The following is a 19507-nucleotide window of genomic DNA, read 5'->3' as shown; positions in this document are numbered from 1 at the left end:
GAATTCTCAACCGCGCGACGAGGGCAATGAGCCAAGCCCAGTCGCAAAGCAAAAGAGAACGCTCGAACCGAGGGGACTCAGCCTCTACCTGCGAACTGTCTCCGGACCTCGAGCATCCACGGGGAGGCGAGGTGTTTCTTGTTCATTGCGCGTCGCGGCAACGGCCGCAACGAACGCCTTCGCCGCCGCGTCACACATAGTCCGCGAAGGCCCGTTAGAATAGAGAATGACCTTCGCAGCTTTCAGTGAGAGACCATGCTTTTGCGCGAAGAATTCAACCTCATACGAGTGGTTCTCGGAGGCGGGGTCGGGATTGCTTTTGATCTTGCCCATACGGGCCGTGTACGCGGATATACGAACCCAGCCTATATCAAATGTTAGTGCCGGAACCGAATCGGCGCAGCAATATTAGAGCGTCATGAGCACGCGCGGCGCTGATTTTCTATATCGCTGGATTTCTACGCATATGCCTGAGGGCGCGATCGGTGATCCAGTGTTGGTAGTAACCGACTTGGCTGATAGCGCCATGAAGGCCTCCGCGGATGCACAAGGCATCGCCAGCGGCGACATCGACGAAGAGATCGGAAGCGTTTACGAAGTGATTATCCATGCCTTGCAACGTCGACGTGGGGGACGAGCAGATTGAGGGCACGCACAGGGACAGCGCCGTTACCTTCTGGAAATCTGACAAACACCAGCGAAGTATTCACCGCGGCTCCCGCACCATGCTGAGATAGGTTGGATCGAATTCGGCGATTTCCTGCAGTCGGTGCCAGTTCAAAATGGTCACAGTGTAGTTCGCCCAGCTTATCACCCCAACTTTACGCAACGCGCCGATCACCCGGTTCATATGAACAACAGACAGGCCAAGCACGTCGGCCAGCTCGGCCTGTGACAGTGGCAGGTGGAAACTCATGCCGCTGGTGCGCTTCACGACCTGCAGGCGCACGAAAAGCTCGCAGACAAGGTGAGCAAGATGCGCTGTCTTCGACCGCCGCCCCATGGCCACGATCCACTCGCGGTGGATCGCGCCGTCTACAAGAGTATCAAGCCACAACAGCCGGGTCAGATGTGGAGCTTCCTCTGTGATGACCCGCAGCCGGCTATGCTCTGCGATAATCACTCGACAGGGCGACAACGCCACTATGCCGTGGTCCATCGTTTTCAGAAGGAATGCGTGAAGGTCGACAAAATCGCCCGGCACCTGCAATGAGGTGAATTGCCGCCCGCCGTCCTCGAGCACTTTATAGCGGGCGGCCAGACCCTCAAGAATCAACGTGCTGTTGGTTGGCCTGGATCCCTCCGAAACCAGGTCCTGTCCGGTCGAAAAATCCTTCTCGAACGACATGGCGCCGGCCAACAAAGCCTTTTCCGCATCGGAGAGGGCATCGTGCTGGCCGAGGTTGAGATATAGGGACTCAAGCATCCTAGCCTCCAGCAATCGCGCCTGAACGCCGATCGCCGAGGGTTATTTGGAAGCGCACTGCGCGGCTTCGGACCTCTAGGCCTTCGGAAGATGGCGGACACTAACAATTGTTACAATGCACCCCATCATACTGAAATGCCATCGCTGCGGAACAATGGCGATCAACCCGAATTAGAACACGATGATAGCGTCGGGTTTTCCGAAGATGCAGCGCTTCTATTTTGACGTCTACGACTCGGATGGTCCAGAGACGGACACCGAGGGGCAATTGTTAGAGACGCCCGAACGAGCGAGAACAGAGGCGCTTCGGATATTGCACGACATCGCACACGACGAGATGCCGGATGTCAATCTTGTGACGATCACAGTCAAAATCCGAACCGACGGTGATCGGCAAATTTTCGAGGCGTCACTCACCCTGACATCAGATTGGAGTCGTTAGACATACCAACGGTAGTCGGGAGCACGCGCAGCTAGGCTCGCGCCTAGTTCGATTCGCTCAAAGAATCCAATATGCGGAGACCGGAACTCGGCTTCCGGGGTTTAAGCAGACGTTGCTGCCGCGCCGCCTTCTCAAACGCAATGAAGGCGATATCCGGCGTACAGGTTCCTTCCCTTGCTGAGACGAGAAGGCGAGCAGCCTCCCTGTAGACGTCTGCCTCTTTGTTCGGCCATTGCCCAGCCAATGCTAGCTCAGCCTCGGTGATCGATGACACCTGCATCAAGCGTCCATCTACAAAGCGGATCAAGAGCGGTAGAAACTTACCCATCGTGCGCGAACCCCGTTTTGCGAGATCGGCATAACGCGACCGTCGCGAAGTGGTTGCATCCTTGCGTGAGCCTGCAAACAGAACTCGAAGACGTGACCGCGCATGCGATACGGAGTGGCCGCATTCGGGTCTCGTCGTTCTCTCACGCTTGCGCTGTTGCTTACCGGCGGCATCTCGAATGGTCACGGCCCACAGCGTTTGCACGCAATACGGCCCGTCAAGCGGACGGGCCGTATTTTCACCTCGTCTCTTAGAATATCAGGTAGAATATCAGGACTTCCCGCCCTTCCGGCCCGCCTCCGAAGCACGCTCAGGATCATTGGCGAAGTTTCCGCTTGCCGCCCCGTGTCCGAACCAGTCACATCCCACACGACAGAAATCTTGCCTGCATTGCCACTAAGGACGCCATATTTAGCCGAGTTGGTGGCGAGTTCGTGAAAGGCAATGCCAAGATATTGAACGGCATTGGGACTTGGCTGCGTGCGACGCGGCTTGTCGGCTTCGCCTTCAACATGGCACGCGCGACTTCAATGCCACGTCTCGCTACACAGCACGGCGGACCTGCTGAGCCTCACGCGCTCGGTCGGGCAGCAAAGTCATTTCATATTGGTTGCCGGGGCCGGCCCGCAGAAGTTCGAATTCGCCACGCTGTCCGTCAATCACCAAGTCAAGGAATAGATTGGCCACTGGGAACGAGCTAAGCGAGTCGGCACATTGCAACAACAATTGTCCGCCATCCGGAAATTGGCACCGAAGGCGGACTGGGGAGGCCGATAAGGCGGAGTGGCTGGAGCTGTTGTCTTCAATTCGTATTGCCGCCCATGCGTTGCTTGTGGCCAGCAGGTGTTGGACCTTGGCTGGCCGCGCGGCGCATACGGTCAGCCTGCGGATGGTGCAGCATTCCTCGACGATCGAAATCAAGCGGCCGAAGCCGACAAGCAAGATTGGGCGTCCGTCCGTCGCCGGAGTTGGTTCCGGTCGCCACCATCCTGGCCGATCGAGGACAGGATGATCGAACGATCCCTGCTGCGCGAGTTCGGCAATTGCCTTCGCGACCGCAGTGGGTCGCGGTGTGTCGCCGCGTATGTCGAATGCGCCACTCTCGTAATGTGCGTCCCGCCTCACCAGCATTGAGTTCCAGTCGACTGCGCCAAACAGCGACCATGCGGTTACCGCTCGAACGTCGACGCCACTGCCCTTTGCCGCCTGGCCTGCTCGCCATCCTTCAACGAGCCAACGCAATTGTTCGTCGCGCGTCGAGCCATTGTGCAGTTCGGTCACGGCGATCGGCAGCTGGTAGCGGTCCCAAAGTTCGTCGATCCGAGACTTCAGGCCTGTATCATCGCGGATGTGAGAGCGAACGGCCGCGATGTCGACATAGACGTCAATGCCGTTGCCGCCGATCTGTTCGTCGGGATATCGTTCGACCCGATCATCAAGCATCCGGTCACTGGTCAGATAATAGTCAATGCCGATCATGTCCGGCGGGCACGGTTCGGCCGCCAGCTCGGCCAAATGGTTACGATCAACTCCGGCGTCGAGCAGCCGTTTATGGAACAAATGTTGGCGGTCGACGCGGCCGGTCAGCAAGTCCAGCGCCAGCCAACGGCGCTCGTTTTCATGGTCGGCTTGGTAGGCGAGGCGCGCGGTCGCAAAAACACGCCCGATATCCTCCGTCTGCACCAGCCGAGCCGCCGGTGTATACTTGCGGATCGCTTTCATGGCCTGTGCAATCGCAAGGCAATGTGCCACCGTGAGCTGCAGGCAGCGTGCCTCGTTGTTGCCATGCGGATTCCATAGGCTGTAGAGTCCGCTAATTCGTGCAGTGGTCAGCGGCTCGTTGACGGGTGTGAACAAGTCGATCCAAGGATACCGCTGTGCAACACGCCCGGCGTAAAGTGCTAGCAGAGCCGGAAAATCCGGATCGAGCACATGGACCGGAGGTGGACCGCTGCCATGGTGCACAAGGCCGACGATCGGCCTTATGCCAAGTTCACGTAGGCGCTGCAAACGCATATCCGGCCAGCTCCAGTCGTAGCAGCCCGGTGTGCGTTCGACCATTTCCCATAGCACTGGGTATCGGAGCGTTGTGATGCCCAACTCGGCGATCAGGTCTAGGTCGGCGATCCGGTGGATGTGGCCGGTGTCTACTAGCTGGTTACGCGTTTTCTCCTGAATGCGGACGATACTGCATTCCACGCCACCCCACATCTCAAGTGCATCATTCACTCAGCTGCCTCGCGCTGCACCGGCATCTGCGCACCAGTCGTCGACGGCAAACTTTTTTGAATGCGCGCGAAGGTCGCCAAAGCCTGACCGACGACCTGATCCATGTTGTAATAGCGGTATGTCGCCAAGCGTCCGACGAACCAGACATCGGGGCACTCCGCAGCCAGCGCTTCGTAGCGTTTGTACAGCGCCTCGTTTTCCGCCCGCGGCACAGGGTAGTAAGGATCACCGATGTCGGTTGGGTACTCGTACGTCAGGCTGGTTTTCGGACTCCGCTGGCCCGTCAGATGCTTGTACTCTGTGATGCGGGTGTAGTCTTCCGTTTGAGGATAATTTACGACGGCGACTGGTTGAAACTGCTCGCGGTCAAGCGTCACGTGCTCGAACCGCAGCGAGCGGTAAGGCAGAGGCCCAAGCCTCCAATCGAAATATTCGTCTACCGGCCCGGTAAAGATCATTCGGCGAAACGGAATGCTGTCGCAGATTTCCCTGTAATCGGTTTGCAGCATGACTTTGATTTTGGGATTGTCGAGCATGCGCTGAAACATACGTGTGTAGCCGCCAGCAGGCATTTTCTGAAATGTGTCGCCGAAATAGCGATCGTCACGATCGGTGCGAGTCGGGACCCGAGCCGTCACTGACTTGGCCAATTGTGACGGGTCCACACCCCACTGCTTCCTGGTGTAACCGCGAAAGAATTTTTCGTAGAGTTCCCGGCCGACGGTGCTTACAACCACGTCTTCAGCGGTTCGGATTTCGTCCACCGTTTCTCGGCGAGACGCGAAGAACTGCTCCAACTGTTCGGACGTCAAATCGAGATCATACAATTTGTTGATGGTGTCGAGATTGATCGGAATAGGCAACAACTTCCCATCGACCGAGGATAGTACGCGATGCTCATATGACCGCCACGCCGTGAAACGCGAGAGATAGTCGACGATCGACTGGGCGTTTGTGTGGAAGATGTGAGGCCCATAGCGATGAATCAGGATACCGGCCTCATTATAGCAATCATAGGCGTTGCCGCCGACATGGCTCCGTCTATCAATGAGTAGAACGCTTTCATTTCGCTGCGATGCAATGCGCTCTGCGAGCACGCTGCCGGCGAAACCAGCACCGACGATCAGCCAGTCGAACATGTTACGCACTCCGCCGGAACGGCAATATGTTCCTGGTCGAGCGGGCGTGCTCGATATGAACCGCCATCGCGCTCCAGGTTTTCTCCCACGACATGTCGAGGAGATAGGCATCGACTTGCGGCCACAGACGGTCGCGAGGCCGCGCCAAAACCGACCGAAGCTTGGCCTCGACATCGTCTGCATCCACGATTTCAACAAGACCTTCAGCGCCATAGGTTCGTACGACGTCCACGATTGCTGTTGAGACAAGAGGGACGCCTGCCGCAAGGAATTCTGGGGTTTTCGTTGGACTGATGTAACGGGTAGCCGCATTGAGTGCGAACGGCATCCATCCCGCGTCCCAATGCCTGAGGTAGCGCGGCAGATCAGCGTAATCTCTGCTACCTAGCCAATGCAGATTTTCTGCCCGCGGTAGACCCTTGGGATCGATCTTGACCACCGGACCAACCATGACGAACTGGATGTCCGTCATTTTCATCGCCGTCTGCGCCACAAGGTCCGCGTCCAGCCTTTCGTCGATCACGCCGAAATATCCGACTCTGGGATGAGGTATCTCTTCCTGGTCAACCGGGTCCGCTCCACCACCCCTCGCCTGATGAAAGTGCGTAAAGTCGATGCTGCTCGGAAACGGAAAGATGGATCGATGCAGGCTCCGTTTGGCCTCGTAGAGGCTCTGGCCGCCAGTAAACACGACATCAGCGCGCTCCAATAGCCGCCGTTCCATCTGGACGAGCTCGGGCGGTGCGTCCTTGAAAGCTGAAAGCTCATCCATGCAATCGTAGACGCATACATCACAAAGAATATGGTCACTGAACCGCAACGCCATCGGGGTGTAGTACCAGGTAGTCAGCCCTTCTTGAGGCGTGGCGGCAACTATAGTGTCCAGGAATCTTCGCTGGGCTGCATCTGCAGCCTGCTGGGTGGTCCCGACGGGAAGGACCGGTGTTACGACTCGGATGGATTGCGAGACGTCGTTCGATCGCATGAACGCTTGGGGCACCACTTCAAAAAGCGGCTCCTCGAAGTAAATTATATTGTTCGCCTTCGAAGCAAGAATAAGTATATGCTGAGGACGTTGGTGCACAAAATTCCAGCGCAAATGCGAAAAACACAAAATCGTTGGCGCCTCTACTATCGCGCGCCTCTGGGTTCCGACAGCGATTTCCATTTTCGGTCCTTTTATTGCGATCTCGATGCGTGCGTACAACAAATGTTAATCCACGCATCGAGATGTGATTGGTTACTGTGGCCCTAACTTTCCTGCGCGCATCTCGTTCCGGTGGAAATCCGATTCAGTGCCACCGTCGGATCACGGCTTCCAGGAACGGTTGGGAAGGGAAAGAAACTCGATTGCCGTAGCGCGCCGCCGCCTATCGAGCGGCGCGCGCGACAATTGTTAATCCTGGGTTAATCAACGCTGCTACAAAATTAAAAATCGATGAAACGATTCGGCGCGTCGCAGAGAATGACGCGGGAATTGGTTGCTGGAGGGATCGATGTCGATCAAATTTGAAACGAACGTCTTCCCGTTGTTTCATCCAGCCGCTGTTGATGATGTGAAGGATCCCTGTCCGGTGTTTGACGGGAATCTTTGGCACATGTTCGGCTCGAGCGGCACCGTCACCAGCGAAAGTTGGAGGATTCTCCATGCCACGGCTCCTGACCTTTACGGCCCGTGGCTAGAGCATGAGCCGACCGTTTTGCCGGTAAGCGGATCAGGCGTGGCAGCGCCGGGAGTGATTCATGAGAGCGGCGTCTTTCATATGTTCATCCAGACGGAATTCATGAAATCCGGCGGTCGCTGTGAGCATGTTGTTTCGAACGATGGTTTTCAGTGGGTGGTTCTCAACTCAGCGATTGTCGCCTTGCCAGATACCGATGAAGACGGGATTTACGACCCGCATCCGGCGATAATTGGCGGCAAGCGTTACATCGTCTACTCAGGCATGCCAAAATTTACAAAAGTGCCGCAGCCAGACATTTATCTTGTCCGCAGCCAGTCTGACTCATGGTTCGGACCATGGAAGCGAGTAGGCAAGATACTCGACCATATGGACTTGCCTCACCACAATTCGCGCCAGCACCCAGACTATGAATGGGGCATCGAAGGGGCCCAACTGGTTGAGCTACCGGACGGCCGTATCCTTCTAAACGCCACCTGCTTTCTTCCGGATGGCCCCCGCGGCAGCCGGCAGCGTGTTTTCTTCGCCATCGCTGATCGGGTCGAAGGTCCGTATCTAACCGTTGGGCCGGTGCTCGACCCCGGCGAGCCTGGCGAAAATGGACATTCGACGGTTATGATCGAAGGACGTCAGCTGATGTTATTCTATCAGTGCCGTCGTGAAGCGACGAACCACCGCTGGCGCTACGGGATCGCTAAATGCGATTTACATGGAGAAGTTCTATCGCAAGTCGCGTGACCTATCTTGAGCTCAATGCCCCTCGCTTCCCCTCTTCGCGATCGTTGCGATGATTGGCGATAGGCTCACAAACCTGCGTGGTCGATAGCCCGAGCCTACTGGGTAATTGAGCAACCTCATACTTTCGGTCGCCGGCAACGCGATTTCTATGCTGGGAGCCTAGCTGTTATCGTCACTCGTTGATTTCTTCTTCGCTGCGTTTGGGTTCTGACCAGTGGTGGCCGTTGTCTTAGCGTCCTTCGAATGGGCCGCTATCGCAGGGCCGGCACCCGTGGCCTGACGCATGTCGCCGCTCCGCTGTTTGTCGGCTTGCTTCTTACCGACAAGGCCAGAGAAGTATTTGCCAAAAAAGCCCATCTCGTTCTCCTTTGTGTTGGCACAGCATGGAGTGCCAGCCCATGATTTGTGGTGTGGAGCGAGCCCTGGTGATCGACCACCAGGGCTCTGGGCAGGACAGGAATGAGGGAAAACCTGCCGGCCCTATGCGGCTTCTGCCGCTACGTTGACCGCGGACTCGGCAAGTTCGGTCAGAGCTGCGTCGGTCTCCTTTTCCTCGCTGAGCGTCAAGTCGAGGAGATTGACCGCCTCGGTAAGTCCGAGTTCGGACGCCCAGGTCCGCAGCGTGCCGTAGCGCGAGATTTCGTAATGCTCGACAGCCTGTGCCGCCGCCAGCAGGCCCGCGTCAAGCGATGGCGAGCCGTTATACTCTTCCATTATCTCGGCACCTTCCTCGGTGATACCCATGATGGCAGCACAGGTCTTGCCGACTGGCTTCTTGCCAATAGCCTCGAAAACTCCCTCCAGACGAGTTACGTGCTCCTCAGTCTGGCCGCGGTGCTTTTCGAATGCTGCTTTGAGCTCACTGCTCTGTGCCGCCTTGGCCATCTTTGGCAGGGTCGCTAGAATCTTCTTCTCGGCGAAATAGATGTCTTTCAGCGTGTCGTGAAAAAGGTCGTTGAGACCCTTCGATGATACCTTGGTCGTCGCCATAGCGTTTTCCTTTTTGTTGTTGTTGCGGCCTCGTCGCGCACGAGACGCCGGTTAACAGTCGCTCGGCACTCTTGTTCCCCTCGGAAGTAAATTTAGGCCTCGTGCAGTTGAATCTCCTCGTAGGTGCACTTCGCCACTATGTCGCCGTGAGAGTCACGCGCCCTCACGGCCCATCCGACTGGCGCTTCCCCTTGTCAAGCGCGTCCTTCCAAAGATCCTTGGCCGAGCGGTTTACCTCATCCTGAACTGCTTGCAGACTTGGTAACGAGATGCCCGGCATCAATCGGATGATGCCGTTGTCCTGATATTCGAAGGTGTAGATTTCAGCTTCGCTGTGTTCGGGTGCCGCCGAACCGAATTCGGGTCGGTTGAAGGCCACGACCTGAACAAGCATCTGCTTGGCAGTTTCGATTAGTTCACTGTCGTCTTTGGCCACATATCCAACGGCCATCGTTACACTGACGGCTTCGCCGCCTTCGCCCAGAAATTCGACCACATGGTTCGAAGCGTTTCGACGCACAACCGCGTTCACGAGTTCCATTCCGCGACCTCCTAATTTGCTCTGTGAGCCCATGTGCAAGCCGAGAAGATGTTCCTTTGCGAAATGAAATTCGGCAGCACCTATCTTGAGTGGCCGCACCCACGTTAATGGGGATCCAACAATCGCTAGCGGGAACTAGGGGTGACTGGCCCTAATGACGACAGCGCTGGTGTTGTTGTCCATCTTCTAAATGGAGCGAGACGATGGCTGACCATAACAATGCTCGGGAAACCGGCGCTACCAAATATCCAGCGAAGAGGGTGCTGATCCCTCTGACCGATTTTCTCAGGATGCCGCTGGAAACGGAGGCCGCGCAACGGAATTGGGTTGACGAGGCGCCGAGGCCAGGTGAACGACAAGACGCACCAGTCCGATGGCCAAAACATGACGATTCCCCCTGATGCTCCTAAGCCTCGCGAGTAGCGCGGGTCGCATCCATGCTTTGCATGTTGTTGTGCGCTTCTACTTTGGCGCGAATGGCGGTGTCCGGTGAAACGCGCGGCCGTTTTAGGCCGCGCCAAGAAATCAGCGCGAAGCTTTGTAGAGCTTGGCTGCAATTTCCATCATTTCTTCGGGTGCATAGTCTGGAGTGAAGGCAGAAGGCACGCCGCTTAATTGGTGTATCTTACCTCCATCAGGCATACCTTCGATGACTTCAAGCTCGCCGGGCGGGTCACCGGGAAGCGCCGTTTCGCCCTGTCCCCATATTCCGGCAATGTCCTTGTAGTCCTCCGGACTGAATGTATAGAGCCGTCGGTGCGAACCCTCATCAAGGTATTTCTGGCACTCCGGAATGTTTCCGAGATAGATGTTTGGAGTCGGCAGCATCTTCTCGATTTCAACGCCTGTCAGGTTCTTGATTGCCAGCGCATAGGCGTGCGCGTGAACCGAACCCCGCACGAGGAGATAGCCGCAAACCTCACGGCCGGTCGGATCAGTTAGGGACTCGTAGACCCGCAGCTTGTGCAGTCGGGCCCCGCATTCCAGGTGGAAATTATGGAGCAGATCAACGATGACATTTCCCGTCGTCGTGACAAAATCCATGTTCCAGGACGAACCGTTACTGTTCATCGGCATGGCCCCGCCGGCATTGGAGAAGAATGCCCCAGCCAGGCGAATGTCCTTCATTGCCTCATAAGGTGCGCCTGAGATGTCCCCGCCGTCCTTCTCATCCGCGCCTTCGAGGTCAGGGCCGTTGTTCAGCATGGCAACGCCGTTACTGACGAGCTCGACGTGACCAAGCTCCTCTGCGGTTATTGCTGCCACCAGGCCGTAAAAGGGCTTGAGCTTCGACTTGCTACGAAAATTGAAGCTTTGGAACAGGTAGTTTCCCAGGGTCGACATTTCACCGTATTTGCCCCCGAGCAATTCTTGCAGGGCGGCACCCGCGTTGGGATCCACCTGGGTAGGAGCGGGTAGTTCAATCTGTAACTTGTCCACGCGCAAAAACATTTGGAGCTTCCTTTGATTAGAGTTCAGTGAAGCCCAACTTCCCCGCATGAGAGTTGTTCCGCAGCCGTCGCGGCGAAAGGTCGATTACAAATTGACGAATTCTGACTAGCAGTTCTGCAAAGATTCGACGCTAAATTCGGCATCGGCCAGGCCGGCTAGGAGCGTACAGAAGGAGGCCGCGCCAAGCTTCTTCGCAAATACGCGTGACGCCGGGATACTACATCAAATGCAAATGACCGACGGGCATTTAGGGCCCACGGTGGATGAGTCGCTGGCAAATCGAACGGGCGCCGGTGCTTGAGAGTGAACATCGTACTCCCGCCCTTAAAAGGAGTTCCGCGATGGACAAACGCGAGGAATGCGCCGCCGTTTCTGCTCATGACTATTCGGTCATCAAGGGTGCCTTCAAGGCTATGGTGGCTGAAGGGCTGCCTGAACATGTGTGGGCCGAAGTTGCCGAGAGAATGGTTGGCGATTTGACCAGGTCGATCAACATTGATCCCGAGCTAGTCATGAGGATAATCCGCAGATGACTCAACGGCGCGTCGACAAGGAGAAGTTTGAGCGGGCCGACCGCGAGGCGAAGCTCGCGCTCGAGACAGAGCGGCGTCATCGTGAAGCGAAAACCGCGCGTCTTCGTGAGCAGCGGCTCGCTGCCGGAATGGCGAATGCCAACCCAGAGCGAAGCTACTCGCCGAAGCTCTCATCGTAGGCAAATTTGAACACTTAGCCTTACCGTTCGTCGACAACCTGAACCAATGACTTTGCGAGTGTCGGACGACAAGCGCGCGGCCAGTAATTTTTCTTAGCGCGTCGAGCGCAGTTGGACTATGACGACGACCCCTCGGCTCAACTGTGCCATCTACACTCGCAAATCGACCGAAGAGGGATTGGAACAGGAGTTCAATTCGCTCGATGCGCAGCGCGAAGCTTGTGCGGCCTTCTGACGGATTTTTCCAAGATCGTTGAGATCTTCGATGGCAGCTCCGTCTCCTTCGTTTCGGTCCCACGCAGCGATTCAACACCACGACCTCGATGGGCAGGCTCACCCTCAACATGCTTTTGTCGTTCGCTCAATTCGAGCGAGAGGTCACAGCAGAGCGTATCCGCGACAAGATCGCCGCGTCAAAGAAGAAAGGCATGTGGATGGGCGGCGTGGTGCCTCTGGGCTATCGCGTCGACAATCGTAAGCTGGTGATCGAAGCACAAACAGCCAGACATCTGTTCGCCCGCTATCTCACACTGAAGTCGGTCCGGGATCTTGTCGACGAGGCTGCGAGTGAGGGGCTCTCGACGCGGTCGCGACAACGCAAAGACGAATCAGTTGCCGTCACCATGCCGTTTGGTCGCGGGAACCTTTACCACCCTCTTTCGAACCCGATCTACATCGGCAGGATCAGGCACAAGGATCAGGTTTACGATGGAGAGCACGAGCCGATCGTCACGTCAGCCACGTTCGAAGAGGCCCAGACACTTCTCGCCGCTCAGGCGCCGCGGCGGCGAAGCATTTCCAATATAACGCAACCTCATCTGCTCACCGGTTTGTTCTCGCAGACCGATGCTGCGATCGGTGTCCTCCGATCAGCCCGCGTCCGCTTCCAGAGGCGCGGCTTTCTTTCCATAGGCCGTTACCGGTTTAGCCTTTCGACGGTCTCAATGATTGCCTTCGCGAGTGCTTCGCCCTCGTGGATAGGCTCGGGCCAGTCCGGGGTCATGCCTTCCAACGGGCCGAAGGCTCAGCCCACGTTGTCCGTGCTGTTCGGATCGATCTTCGTCAGTCGCTCTCTGGCATCGATCACGCGCCTTTGCTCGGCCCTTATCCGGCCGCACAACGCGAGATTAAGGGCGACGCCACCGTCCTCGTCCAGCAACTCATTCGCGCGCTTCAGAGAGTTCTCGGCTCGTTTTACACCCTGTCTGGCCTTGGCCACTTCGAGGCGATAAATTTCAAACATTTTCCCGCGTCCTTTGCGGTTGCGGTCCCTTCGATAGTAGTTAACCGGCGTCGATCCCATTTGTTCCGGCCGCGCCGGTCGGACGGTCGACCTAGTGGCCGGGTGCCAATGCCGACGGCCCGGCGAGTTCACCTGACACATCGGCAAATACCACAATGCTGTACTGCTCTGTTGCGACGGCGCGCCGTCCGGACTGCTTGGCTGCGGCATGTCGTTCGGACTCTGCCGGATTCGCGGAACGTTTTCGGCCGACGACCATTCCTGGATATCACCTCCTGGATATCACCGAGGCTTGGCGGCGGGTCTTTTCCAACAAAGGAGGTTGCCATGAAAGTCAGCAACTGCATGACGAATGATGTCCAGATCGCCAACCCGGATCAGACGATCCGATGTTGCGAACGTTCGACATCTGCCATTGGCCATTGCGCGCTGTGCGAACGCCGCGGTTGGTCAAGGCGATCGCCAGTCCCCGTAGGCTGGTAACGCCAGAGCGCCGAATGGACATGATGATCGGCAGCACGGTCTGGGCAAATCTGTCAGCCTCCCGGATCGAGTTCTTCCGACCTCTCGCTGCAGCTTCCGCTGTGTTGGTCGGATTGCCGAGCTTCATTCCATTGGTCTTGCGCGAGGCGAGGGCGGCTTTGGTGCGCTCCGAGATCAATCGCCGTTCTTTCTCGGCCAAGGCGGCGTAAAGATGCAGCATGAACGGGTCGGCATCAGCGCCGAGTTCTGCGACGATGAACGGCACCCGCTGCACCATCAGTCCGGCAATGAAGGCGACATCGCGCGAAAGGCGATCGAGCTTGGCCACAACGACCGGGCATTTGAGCTGCCGGGCAAGGGCGAGGGCGGCTGCGAGGACAAGGCGATTTTCGGCGATGGCGACCTTGGCGAGGTTCGCGCGTCGATCTCGGACTGCAATTCCGAGATTGAGCTTATCGAAAAGGCGATCGAGGGCGCCGAAACACGCCGCGCCAAGGCTGCTCAAGACGAGGCCGCAATCGATATCGAAGCGCTTGGCAAGGATGCCAAGGCAAAGGCCGCTGACCTCTCGAAGCGCTGGAAAAAGGTGTATGGCCTCATTGAGCAGGCACGGGCCGAATTGTTCGAATGCGATGCTCTCAGGCGGTCCCTGATCGCGACCGACGGCGAATTCGAGAAGGCCAAGCGGCCCGATCTGCGCATCAACCTGACGACCCTTCGCCGTAAGGCGATGGCCGGCCCACGGGCGTCTATCCCCGCACGGTTGAGCCGGCCTGCTATCCAGGCTGACACGCTGGTGTTGTCGTTTCTCAGCCTTGGCGGGCCGCTCGACAACCGAGCCGGCGTTCGCGCTCAAACCAAGGGTGTCCCGTCCAACGCCGATTACCGGCATCAACAGGCGGGAAACTGATCATGCAGGCCAATGGCTTCCAGTTCTGCGGGAATTGCCTCGGCGACATGTTCCGGACGGGAGCGATGTCCAGGTCGACCCGGCGCTGGAGATTCGCCCGCGTTCGTAACCGGAACATTAGTAGGTTCTAATGATTTTCTGTGAGCAGTGGGCGCTCCCGGCTTGCCCGCTGCAGATCGGGCCCCAACCCGATCGAGCCCGCGCTCTCCGCCAGAGGCGCGGGCTTCCGATGTCGAGGGGCTAGCGCAGGTTAGCGTCCGCCTGCTTGGAGCCTACTTGCGCACAAGCCAGTCCAGCGCTTCTGAATCGACATGCTCGTGGTCGGTCAACTCGCGCACCAGAAGCATGGCGTGTGACCGCCATCGGTACTCGGGGATACTCTCATCGATGACCGATTTTTTGAAGGCGTTTCGCAGGACATCGCATTCGAAAGCCGATATCCGAAAGTCTGAATGGTCTTCTGCCATTTCAGTTTCTCCCAAGGGCGGAAGCACCGAAGTTGGCTACCAAGCGTCCGAGTGCCGCAAAAGGCGGACGACTTGCACACTGTACGCCTTTAATGATCATTAGCGAGTCATTTAGCGACGGAACCATAGCCGGATGGTCGCGTTGCCGCTGCTAGATGGATTTGCAAATGGCCGACGTGCCGCACAAAACACCCAGCGGGCCTGACAACTTGATCGTTCGGCGCTTGGTCAAAGAGGCGCATATAACCGAAGAGCAGGCTCGCGATCTTATCGCCTTGTTGGGGTACAACTGGGCGTCGCTTATGCGAGAAGCCCGCTTTCTGACCAGGAAACGCTAGTCGCAAGGTGCCGGTCGGCATAGGCGAGCCGTTTGACGTTCATCGGTTCAGCCTTTCCACCGTCTCAATTATGGACTTCGCAAGAGCCTCGCCCTCGTGGATCGGCTCGGGGCCGTATAGCAACAAAACTGCTTCCTCGCTCGGCAGCACGCCGACAGGGCATGTCTGTTCAATAGCCATGCGCACTAGCTTGAGACCGGCCCGTTCATTGCGGTCTTTTGCGGCATTCTCTCGGATGCGATCGCGGAGTTTCTCGGCAAATCCTGTTCCGGCTCGCCCATTTGATCCTCCTGTCTGCTCAAACGGATCAAGCGCAACGTTAGTCCATGCGGTTTTGTTGCCCGCACCGTTTGTTTCTGGAACCTAATATAACCAGAAGGATTGAATGGCGGTCTCGTGAGTGCCGTTCATGCGTTTGAAGTTTGTCGAGCCGTTGATGCCGACGTTGGTGGACAAGCCTCCAGAAGGAGGCGACTGGATCCACGAGGTCAAGTTCGACGGCTACTGCTCGCAGATCATCATCGACGAAGCCGGCACGCGCATCTTCACGCGCAACGGGATGGACTGGACGGCGAAGTATCCCGATTTGGTCGAGACGGCCAAAGGGCTCGTTGTCGAAAGCGCCATCATCGACGGGGAGATTATCGTTCCGAATGAAGCTGGTCTCGCCGATTTCGCTGCTTTGCGGAGGGCGATTACCCGTCGCCAGCATGACCTCTATTTCGTCGCCTTCGATCTCCTGCAGAGAACACGGTCCGTATTGAGTCCCTTCCGTTCTCCAGAGCCGAGGAGGTAGCGGGGCTCCCCATCTTTATCCAGCAACAGCCGCCTGACGCCGTAGGGCAGGGGCCCGCCCTGGCTGAATCTAAGGCGCGCCTGCTGCAGATGCGCTCTAGAGACTTTTGCAGAAAGCTCGCGGCCGTTTCATGTTGTTGAGGATGGCTGACACCATGCTGCCGTCGTTCTCGAACTGCTCGGCGCAATACTCCACCGCGACGCCTGCATCACGACAGAGAAACTCGTAGTGCGCGGATTGGTCCGTGTCCGGAAAGCGGCCCCAGCGGCTGACGTCCAGAACGAGAATCGCCGAGAAGGTCTTTTGGCCGGTCACGACATCGGCGAGCAACTGCTTGAGTCCGTCCCGGCCCCTTATGCTCAGACCACTCTTTCCACTGTCTTGGTAGGTCTGGACTATGGTGTACCCGCGCCGCCCGGCGTACTCGGCGATGGCCATCGCCTGGTTTCCAAGGGAATAACGTTGATGTTCCGTGGACATGCGAATGTACTGCGCCGCTCGGATGCGGGGCGCTGTCTGCAACTCAAGATTCATGATGTCTCCCTGGTATTTTGACCAATCCCAGAGACACGAAATATCTTTCAGAAGCCTATCGGCGTTCCGGCCGATTTCATTTCAGCCGCGATGGAGTTGAGAGCGTCCTCCGTTGCGGGCTCCAGCGGCACGCCGGAGACGTTTCGAAGCATCAATGCAGCGCGCCGCAGGATGATCTGCAGATCCGCGCGTGACATGTCCGCGATGCGATCGGCGGCGCTTTCAAGCTCTTCGGCAATGGATAAGCGCGTCATTGATAACCCGTTCAGTCCGAGGGCGAGCGTCGGTGCAGATTTTCAGGCTTAACGACGCTCATCTTCCCTTGGTCGGCAAGCTCGTTCAGCCATCGTATCCGCTCGTTGAAGAGCTTATCGATGTCGGCGTGAGTGTGGACAATCGTGATGCCACATACCGGACAACCGAAGATCAGGTTATCCCGGAGCCATCTGATCCGGCCGGCTTAGGAGTAAAATACCAGCCATCGATGCACTTCGTGATTTGCTCGCAGCGCAGTTGTTGCGAATTGCGGACAGATGGCTGGGCAATCGATCGAGGCCCTAGAGCTGGCAGAAATGAGACAGCCAGACGCCGCCTGACAGCCCGCGAACAGCCAGCCCGCTGCCTCACGGTGGCGGGCTTTTTTCGCCGAGGAACCTTACGCCGCGGCTGGCCGTTGAGGCCCACCAAAGGAGATCACAATGGTCGACGACACGAACGAAGCCGCAACGCCGAGGAATACGCAACGCGAAGCTCAGAAAGACTTGGAGAAGCAGGTTGCGCAACTGAAGCGCGAGATCAACAAGATCAATCGGACGCTGGCGGAGCGCGCTGAAGAGGTGGTCGAGGAAGCCACTGGTTGGTATGAGAGCGCGGCCGATAGCGCGTCTCGCACAACGCAAGCACTTCGCAACAGGGCGTCTACGGCTTCCGGTGTCGTTCAAGAAAATCCTGGCACGGTATCGTCAGCCTTCATACTGGGCGCGGCTGTAGGCTTGCTGTTGGGCCTCGTTCTTGTGGCCGGCGACCAGCGCCGGGATCGCTGGTTCTAACACGCCCAAATGAGGGCCAGAGCCCGCTGCCTCACGGCAGCGGGCTTTTTCTTACCTGTCCCAGCAGGCATTCTTCAAGAGCAAGCTCTCGGAGCGCCGTTCCTCCTTGTCTGGGAACGGCGATTGAAATTCACGGATGACGCGCTGCTCGGTCTCCTTTGACATCTGGAGACGAGAATCCTGCGGATGCCCTACAATTTCCTTCTCTGGACGTAGCTGGTCAGACATGGTCGACCTCTCTATTCAGGTGTTCGGGATAGTAGTGCTTACGCTTTATCCAACGGAAATTCTCAAAGCGGGTAATGGTTGCGACGTCAATGTCGCCGGACACATATTCAGGCACTGCGCGGAACCGAAAAACCTTTTTTGTCATATCAGCCAAGAACTCGGTCAAATCGATGGCATCTTGAATGGGCATGACCGCAGACACGAGGGGCAGGTAAAGTTCGGGGGCGACGTTCTCGTAGACGCCAGGATGGCTGTCCGGAGTAACGCCATTTTCCATCAATACTTGTTGCCTGTTCAGAAACACATATTATGCAAGCAAATCAATGGCATCTGGCGGAGGGAGAGGACCTGATATCCAATCTTCTCCAGTCGGCTGAGTAATATTAGCGGCCGTTGCGTTAGCCGCGCTCGCGGTCGCCAGCATCGTTCCACATATCAATCCCGAGAAGGATTCTGAGCGGGGCATTCAGGGCTTGGAGACGCATCTCGCCCGCGCCAGCTGGATGACGACACACGGCTATCGATATATTATTGCGGGCGCGGCTCCGCACTGAATCAGCCCCATAGGCATCAGAAGGAACTGCTTTGATCGAGGCGCGGCAAGTGCGGTCACGCCCCCGTTTCAATTGGTCGGTCGGTCGGTTCTTCCCGCTCGGAAGTTCCTGCCAAATATCGCTGTGTTGCGCCCCAGCACCGCACCCAATTCGGTACGATTTCGCGCGTCGGTTGCATTCCGGCCTCGGACACGTTATTGTTGGTTCCTTGCGTTCCCGGGGGGGAAGGTGGATGAGCATCGTCCAAAGGGTCGGTCCAGTTCTAGATCAGGCGATTGCCGCAATCCTCAACAGGGTGGACCGGGCGGACACCGTCTCGGTCAAAGCCGCATTAAACCACGTTCGGCAGTCTGCCCCTGATTTGACCGCATGCGACGACCATCTAACCGAGGCTATCGTTGAAGTCGCTGCTGCCCTGGGCCTGTTCGTGGCTTTCGATAATCGCGAGGAGCCGGTCATCAAAGCCCGCGCTCGGTGAACGCTTGATCGCCCCGTCGCGCTCTAAGGTGCAGCGGGCTTTTTTGTTTCCGTATGGAACACTGGCACGGGCAAGACGTTCGCCTCTTGCAGTAATATTTTCCTGTGCACATAGGAATGCTGCGAGATCGGATTGTCCCCTCCGACCAGCCCGCGTCCTTCCCCTCCGGGGGCGCGGGCGTCGTCGTTCTTGGAACCGAGACGATCAAGGCTCGTCGGACGTGCAGCCCCTGCGTGTTGGCACCGAGCGAAGGCGTGTTCAGCCTCGATCGCATCGGGCAGCGGCGCTCTGAATTCACGATGATGATGCAACCACCGCCGTGTCTTCGCGTTTAACCGCCTTCAATCCTGGTGAGCGACAAAAATGACGGCGTTTGTCCCGATTACAATCTACCTGAATCACAGGCCGATGGTGGTCGCGTCGATAGCCGACGCTGCGAAAGCGCTTCAGCAACCATGGCCATCCATGGACAAGCCGTCCCGACTTGAAGCAATCCGAATGATCGAGGAATGCCTGGCCGGATATTGCAGCCAACAAGCTGCGTTCGCTGCCTTCGAGGCGGCCGCAACTGAACAGGGACTTCTTAAGCAAAAGCCTCCAAGCGTAGGCCTCAAGAAATTCGACGGGGTTGCTGAAGATCTGATGTGAGGTGATGCCGCCCCTCGCCGGATCGTGTCCCAGGGAGTGGTGTAGCTGACGGCTTGGTCGCCGCGCTCTCCGGCATGGGGGCCGGGCTGATCAGCGTGCC

23 protein-coding genes and 3 pseudogenes are annotated in these 19507 nt (G+C 57.4%); 10 read left to right on the top strand and 16 right to left on the bottom strand.

Annotated features, from left to right (window positions below; all coding sequences use genetic code 11):
* The first annotated feature begins 418 nt into the window (after positions 1-418).
* Positions 419-646 carry a DUF768 domain-containing protein gene (locus CIT26_RS16090; RefSeq protein ID WP_095493493.1) on the top strand — a complete coding sequence of 76 codons (228 nt, stop codon included), beginning with the start codon at positions 419-421 and terminating at the stop codon, positions 644-646.
* A gap of 60 nt (positions 647-706) precedes the next feature.
* Here the strand turns inward: CIT26_RS16090 and CIT26_RS16085 are convergent, their stop codons facing one another.
* A complete protein-coding gene (locus CIT26_RS16085) occupies positions 707-1426 on the bottom strand; it encodes a Crp/Fnr family transcriptional regulator (RefSeq protein ID WP_077383388.1) in 720 nt (239 codons plus the stop codon).
* A gap of 181 nt (positions 1427-1607) precedes the next feature.
* Between CIT26_RS16085 and CIT26_RS38795 the strand changes: the two genes are divergently transcribed.
* The gene (locus CIT26_RS38795; RefSeq protein WP_425350351.1) at positions 1608-1868 is read left to right on the top strand and encodes a DUF6894 family protein; all 261 of its coding nucleotides are present in this window, start codon (positions 1608-1610) and stop codon (positions 1866-1868) included.
* Positions 1869-1911: 43 nt separating this feature from the next.
* Here the strand turns inward: CIT26_RS38795 and CIT26_RS16075 are convergent, their stop codons facing one another.
* The 6 genes and pseudogenes from CIT26_RS16075 to CIT26_RS16055 all read right to left on the bottom strand — a co-directional run bounded on the left by CIT26_RS16075 (position 1912) and on the right by CIT26_RS16055 (position 6771).
* On the bottom strand, positions 1912-2196 hold the full coding sequence (locus CIT26_RS16075) for a DUF982 domain-containing protein (RefSeq protein WP_095493492.1): 285 nt from the start codon (positions 2194-2196) through the stop codon (positions 1912-1914).
* Positions 2197-2466: 270 nt separating this feature from the next.
* Entirely contained in the window at positions 2467-2565 is a 99-nt protein-coding gene (locus CIT26_RS38790; RefSeq protein WP_095493491.1) for a con-10 family general stress protein, read from the bottom strand.
* Positions 2550-2669 (bottom strand): annotated as a pseudogene (locus CIT26_RS37655) (histidine kinase); the annotation flags it as partial. The pseudogene CIT26_RS37655 and the gene CIT26_RS38790, both read right to left, overlap by 16 nt.
* A 70-nt stretch (positions 2670-2739) precedes the next feature.
* A complete protein-coding gene (locus CIT26_RS16065; protein ID WP_095493490.1) occupies positions 2740-4425 on the bottom strand; it encodes a family 1 glycosylhydrolase in 1686 nt (561 codons plus the stop codon).
* Complete coding sequence (glf, locus tag CIT26_RS16060; RefSeq protein WP_095493489.1) at positions 4422-5564, bottom strand: UDP-galactopyranose mutase; 1143 nt, start codon at positions 5562-5564, stop codon at positions 4422-4424. Before glf ends, CIT26_RS16065 begins: the two co-directional genes overlap by 4 nt.
* 1 nt (position 5565) lies before the next feature.
* Positions 5566-6771, bottom strand: coding sequence for a glycosyltransferase family protein (locus CIT26_RS16055; RefSeq protein ID WP_245319451.1), 1206 nt, complete (start codon positions 6769-6771; stop codon positions 5566-5568).
* Between the two features lie 289 nt (positions 6772-7060).
* Here CIT26_RS16055 and CIT26_RS16050 point away from each other — a divergent pair, with 289 nt between their 5' ends.
* Positions 7061-7984: a glycoside hydrolase family protein gene (locus tag CIT26_RS16050; protein WP_095493487.1), complete on the top strand. Its 924-nt coding sequence runs from the start codon at positions 7061-7063 to the stop codon at positions 7982-7984.
* 159 nt (positions 7985-8143) lie between these two features.
* Here CIT26_RS16050 and CIT26_RS16045 read toward each other — a convergent pair whose 3' ends face one another.
* The 4 genes from CIT26_RS16045 to CIT26_RS16025 form a co-directional block, all read right to left on the bottom strand.
* Entirely contained in the window at positions 8144-8341 is a 198-nt protein-coding gene (locus CIT26_RS16045) for a hypothetical protein (RefSeq protein WP_095493486.1), read from the bottom strand.
* Positions 8342-8464: 123 nt separating this feature from the next.
* Entirely contained in the window at positions 8465-8974 is a 510-nt protein-coding gene (locus CIT26_RS16040) for a YciE/YciF ferroxidase family protein (protein WP_095493485.1), read from the bottom strand.
* A gap of 163 nt (positions 8975-9137) precedes the next feature.
* Complete coding sequence (locus tag CIT26_RS16035) at positions 9138-9515, bottom strand: hypothetical protein (RefSeq protein WP_245319450.1); 378 nt, start codon at positions 9513-9515, stop codon at positions 9138-9140.
* A gap of 525 nt (positions 9516-10040) precedes the next feature.
* The gene (locus tag CIT26_RS16025; protein WP_095493484.1) at positions 10041-10967 is read right to left on the bottom strand and encodes a manganese catalase family protein; all 927 of its coding nucleotides are present in this window, start codon (positions 10965-10967) and stop codon (positions 10041-10043) included.
* A gap of 341 nt (positions 10968-11308) precedes the next feature.
* Between CIT26_RS16025 and CIT26_RS16020 the strand changes: the two genes are divergently transcribed.
* The 3 genes and pseudogenes from CIT26_RS16020 to CIT26_RS16010 form a co-directional block, all read left to right on the top strand.
* Positions 11309-11500 (top strand): hypothetical protein, encoded by a 192-nt coding sequence (locus CIT26_RS16020; protein ID WP_095493483.1) that lies wholly within the window; start codon positions 11309-11311, stop codon positions 11498-11500.
* Complete coding sequence (locus CIT26_RS16015; RefSeq protein WP_095493482.1) at positions 11497-11679, top strand: hypothetical protein; 183 nt, start codon at positions 11497-11499, stop codon at positions 11677-11679. Before CIT26_RS16020 ends, CIT26_RS16015 begins: the two co-directional genes overlap by 4 nt.
* Positions 11680-11797: 118 nt before the next feature.
* Positions 11798-12389 (top strand): annotated as a pseudogene (locus CIT26_RS16010) (recombinase family protein); the annotation flags it as partial.
* An 867-nt stretch (positions 12390-13256) separates the two neighbouring features.
* On the opposite strand, the gene CIT26_RS37650 reads toward CIT26_RS16010, so the two are convergent.
* Together CIT26_RS37650 and CIT26_RS15990 are read right to left on the bottom strand one after the other, a co-directional pair.
* Positions 13257-14297: a recombinase family protein gene (locus tag CIT26_RS37650; protein ID WP_245319457.1), complete on the bottom strand. Its 1041-nt coding sequence runs from the start codon at positions 14295-14297 to the stop codon at positions 13257-13259.
* 290 nt (positions 14298-14587) lie between these two features.
* On the bottom strand, positions 14588-14782 hold the full coding sequence (locus CIT26_RS15990) for a hypothetical protein (RefSeq protein ID WP_095493480.1): 195 nt from the start codon (positions 14780-14782) through the stop codon (positions 14588-14590).
* Between the two features lie 747 nt (positions 14783-15529).
* Here CIT26_RS15990 and CIT26_RS15975 point away from each other — a divergent pair.
* On the top strand, positions 15530-15916 hold the full coding sequence (locus tag CIT26_RS15975) for an ATP-dependent DNA ligase (protein WP_095493477.1): 387 nt from the start codon (positions 15530-15532) through the stop codon (positions 15914-15916).
* A 96-nt stretch (positions 15917-16012) separates the two neighbouring features.
* On the opposite strand, the gene CIT26_RS15970 is transcribed toward CIT26_RS15975, so the two are convergent.
* Both CIT26_RS15970 and CIT26_RS15965 read right to left on the bottom strand, forming a co-directional pair.
* Positions 16013-16450, bottom strand: coding sequence for a recombinase family protein (locus tag CIT26_RS15970; RefSeq protein WP_206072772.1), 438 nt, complete (start codon positions 16448-16450; stop codon positions 16013-16015).
* Between the two features lie 74 nt (positions 16451-16524).
* Positions 16525-16704: pseudogene (locus CIT26_RS15965) on the bottom strand (hypothetical protein); the annotation flags it as partial.
* Between the two features lie 444 nt (positions 16705-17148).
* Between CIT26_RS15965 and CIT26_RS15960 the strand changes: the two are divergent.
* The gene (locus CIT26_RS15960) at positions 17149-17499 is read left to right on the top strand and encodes a hypothetical protein (RefSeq protein WP_095493476.1); all 351 of its coding nucleotides are present in this window, start codon (positions 17149-17151) and stop codon (positions 17497-17499) included.
* Between the two features lie 220 nt (positions 17500-17719).
* Here CIT26_RS15960 and CIT26_RS15955 read toward each other — a convergent pair whose 3' ends face one another.
* Positions 17720-18004, bottom strand: coding sequence for a hypothetical protein (locus CIT26_RS15955; RefSeq protein ID WP_095493475.1), 285 nt, complete (start codon positions 18002-18004; stop codon positions 17720-17722).
* Positions 18005-18513: 509 nt separating this feature from the next.
* Here CIT26_RS15955 and CIT26_RS15950 point away from each other — a divergent pair.
* A complete protein-coding gene (locus CIT26_RS15950) occupies positions 18514-18759 on the top strand; it encodes a hypothetical protein (protein ID WP_095493474.1) in 246 nt (81 codons plus the stop codon).
* Between the two features lie 363 nt (positions 18760-19122).
* On the top strand, positions 19123-19407 hold the full coding sequence (locus tag CIT26_RS15945) for a DUF982 domain-containing protein (protein WP_095493473.1): 285 nt from the start codon (positions 19123-19125) through the stop codon (positions 19405-19407).
* Positions 19408-19507: the final 100 nt, after the last annotated feature.

Source organism: Mesorhizobium temperatum, assembly GCF_002284575.1.
Lineage (GTDB): Bacteria > Pseudomonadota > Alphaproteobacteria > Rhizobiales > Rhizobiaceae > Mesorhizobium > Mesorhizobium temperatum.
Note: the sequence above shows the minus strand (reverse complement) of the source record. Positions and strands in the feature narration are given on the sequence as shown.

Bases quoted from the DNA above. Each gene is read 5' to 3' on its own strand.
- CIT26_RS16090 (WP_095493493.1), top strand. From the start codon at position 419: ATGAGCACGCGCGGCGCTGATTTTCTATATCGCTGGATTTCTACGCAT.
- CIT26_RS16085 (WP_077383388.1), bottom strand. From the start codon at position 1,426: ATGCTTGAGTCCCTATATCTCAACCTCGGCCAGCACGATGCCCTCTCC.
- CIT26_RS38795 (WP_425350351.1), top strand. From the start codon at position 1,608: ATGATAGCGTCGGGTTTTCCGAAGATGCAGCGCTTCTATTTTGACGTC.
- CIT26_RS16075 (WP_095493492.1), bottom strand. From the start codon at position 2,196: ATGGGTAAGTTTCTACCGCTCTTGATCCGCTTTGTAGATGGACGCTTG.
- glf (WP_095493489.1), bottom strand. From the start codon at position 5,564: ATGTTCGACTGGCTGATCGTCGGTGCTGGTTTCGCCGGCAGCGTGCTC.
- CIT26_RS16050 (WP_095493487.1), top strand. From the start codon at position 7,061: ATGTCGATCAAATTTGAAACGAACGTCTTCCCGTTGTTTCATCCAGCC.
- CIT26_RS16045 (WP_095493486.1), bottom strand. From the start codon at position 8,341: ATGGGCTTTTTTGGCAAATACTTCTCTGGCCTTGTCGGTAAGAAGCAA.
- CIT26_RS16040 (WP_095493485.1), bottom strand. From the start codon at position 8,974: ATGGCGACGACCAAGGTATCATCGAAGGGTCTCAACGACCTTTTTCAC.
- CIT26_RS16035 (WP_245319450.1), bottom strand. From the start codon at position 9,515: ATGGAACTCGTGAACGCGGTTGTGCGTCGAAACGCTTCGAACCATGTG.
- CIT26_RS16025 (WP_095493484.1), bottom strand. From the start codon at position 10,967: ATGTTTTTGCGCGTGGACAAGTTACAGATTGAACTACCCGCTCCTACC.
- CIT26_RS16020 (WP_095493483.1), top strand. From the start codon at position 11,309: ATGGACAAACGCGAGGAATGCGCCGCCGTTTCTGCTCATGACTATTCG.
- CIT26_RS16015 (WP_095493482.1), top strand. From the start codon at position 11,497: ATGACTCAACGGCGCGTCGACAAGGAGAAGTTTGAGCGGGCCGACCGC.
- CIT26_RS37650 (WP_245319457.1), bottom strand. From the start codon at position 14,297: ATGCCGGTAATCGGCGTTGGACGGGACACCCTTGGTTTGAGCGCGAAC.
- CIT26_RS15990 (WP_095493480.1), bottom strand. From the start codon at position 14,782: ATGGCAGAAGACCATTCAGACTTTCGGATATCGGCTTTCGAATGCGAT.
- CIT26_RS15975 (WP_095493477.1), top strand. From the start codon at position 15,530: ATGCGTTTGAAGTTTGTCGAGCCGTTGATGCCGACGTTGGTGGACAAG.
- CIT26_RS15970 (WP_206072772.1), bottom strand. From the start codon at position 16,450: ATGAATCTTGAGTTGCAGACAGCGCCCCGCATCCGAGCGGCGCAGTAC.
- CIT26_RS15960 (WP_095493476.1), top strand. From the start codon at position 17,149: ATGGTCGACGACACGAACGAAGCCGCAACGCCGAGGAATACGCAACGC.
- CIT26_RS15955 (WP_095493475.1), bottom strand. From the start codon at position 18,004: ATGGAAAATGGCGTTACTCCGGACAGCCATCCTGGCGTCTACGAGAAC.
- CIT26_RS15950 (WP_095493474.1), top strand. From the start codon at position 18,514: ATGAGCATCGTCCAAAGGGTCGGTCCAGTTCTAGATCAGGCGATTGCC.
- CIT26_RS15945 (WP_095493473.1), top strand. From the start codon at position 19,123: ATGACGGCGTTTGTCCCGATTACAATCTACCTGAATCACAGGCCGATG.